The 1,413-nt window shown below is 45.0% G+C and carries 1 protein-coding gene; it reads left to right on the top strand.

Annotation, left to right across the window (positions count from 1 at the left end; all coding sequences use genetic code 11):
• The first annotated feature begins 935 nt into the window (after positions 1–935).
• Complete coding sequence (locus tag R8O11_RS24855) at positions 936–1,181, top strand: hypothetical protein (protein ID WP_060466691.1); 246 nt, start codon at positions 936–938, stop codon at positions 1,179–1,181.
• The last annotated feature ends 232 nt before the right edge of the window (positions 1,182–1,413 follow it).

The following is a 1,413-nucleotide window of genomic DNA, read 5'->3' on the forward strand; positions in this document are numbered from 1 at the left end:
TTTTTGACTGAAGCTATCAGAAACAATAAAGCCTCCCCATGGGGAGGCTTTATTGTTATGGAATAAAAGATCTTACGAAGATCCATTTGAGATCAAATGCTTTTAGGATTAATCTCTATACCCAGATGTGACAAAACCACTCTTCCCGGAGTGGTTTTCGTCGAAATACTCACTAGATTTCAGCCCTAGGAAGTTCCTTCCATGATAGACCATATCAAGTAAGCATTTCAAGAGTATTTCTGCACTCTGTTTGGAATCAAGATGTTTTGGACAGAACGACGCGCATCACTCACCGACCAAGGGATGTTCCAAAGGTGAGAGGTAAAGGCACTAATCAGAACTAAGCACCAAGCTCGATAAATCCGCCCCTTGTAGCTGCTAGAGGGGACAAGCGGAAAAGGAATAACTGATTAGTGTTGTGTGACTGGAACGGGGGCGAAAGCTTTACACACAGCGCAGGGCAGTCCGAAATAAGGGGAGAAATCCTTAGTTCAGAAAGCGACCATAGACAGTACCTAAATCACTCAAAATAGAGTCGAAATGGGTAGGGGTCGGCGCAGCCGAAATAAGCAATTTCGGTGCCTCTCTTTCTTTCTCGGCTTACCTCCTCCGCTCGGCGCAGTGTGCGAGTAAGCGAAGCGTCCGAGCATCGAGCAAGCGGCATTTCACCCTATCTAAATGGTGGCACTGTCGCTCCTAACCCACGTGGGTTATAACCTTTTCAATAGCTTATTTTTTTAGGCTTGTGCTATCGCCTTTCTTCATACTAAGCCAGCATACACAGCGTCCCCTCTAGTCACTTCGTTCCTGACGGTTCCCCTGTGAGCTGGAAAGGGGCGCTAACGCCCCCTTTACCCCAGTAAACCAAACGTATCATTCCTCGCACTTACTTCATTTAGTATTCTATTAGTCCTTGGTTTGTATATGAGGTGCTTATGGCTAAGACTGATGAAGATATTGCGAATGTGAAGCGGATTAACTCAGGGATGAGGATGCTTTCCCATTCTGTTTGGAGAAAAGTACATCAGCCTAACTTCAGAAGCTTTACGCAGTTTGACCAAATGTTTTGGGATGTGACTAACCGAGCTTGGCTATCTGTCGATCATTCTGCATTTTCCGACAAATTGGAATTTGCTCATCTTTATTGGGCAGACTATTGCAAGAAGAATTTAGCGTCATGATTGCTCTGGTTCTGTCGCCTCGCTTTGCTCGTTGCCGGTTCGTCAGTCCAGATTAAAACGCTACGCTCATTTAACCTGGACTAACAAACTCCGAATTGTTCAAAAAGCCCCTTTCGTGGGTTTTTTTGTTCCAGATGCTTGTGCTCATCTTAGGATGATAAAACCGCTTCAAATGCGTCATAAACTTTCAGAGTGGTTTTGTGTACCCGTGGGTAGGTTTGATGCCGAAAAT

It is taken from the genome of Vibrio sp. 1288, from assembly GCF_033344475.1.

What these genes read in the sequence shown, in the direction of transcription:
- R8O11_RS24855 (WP_060466691.1), top strand. Translation starts at nt 936, where the DNA reads ATGGCTAAGACTGATGAAGATATTGCGAATGTGAAGCGGATTAACTCA.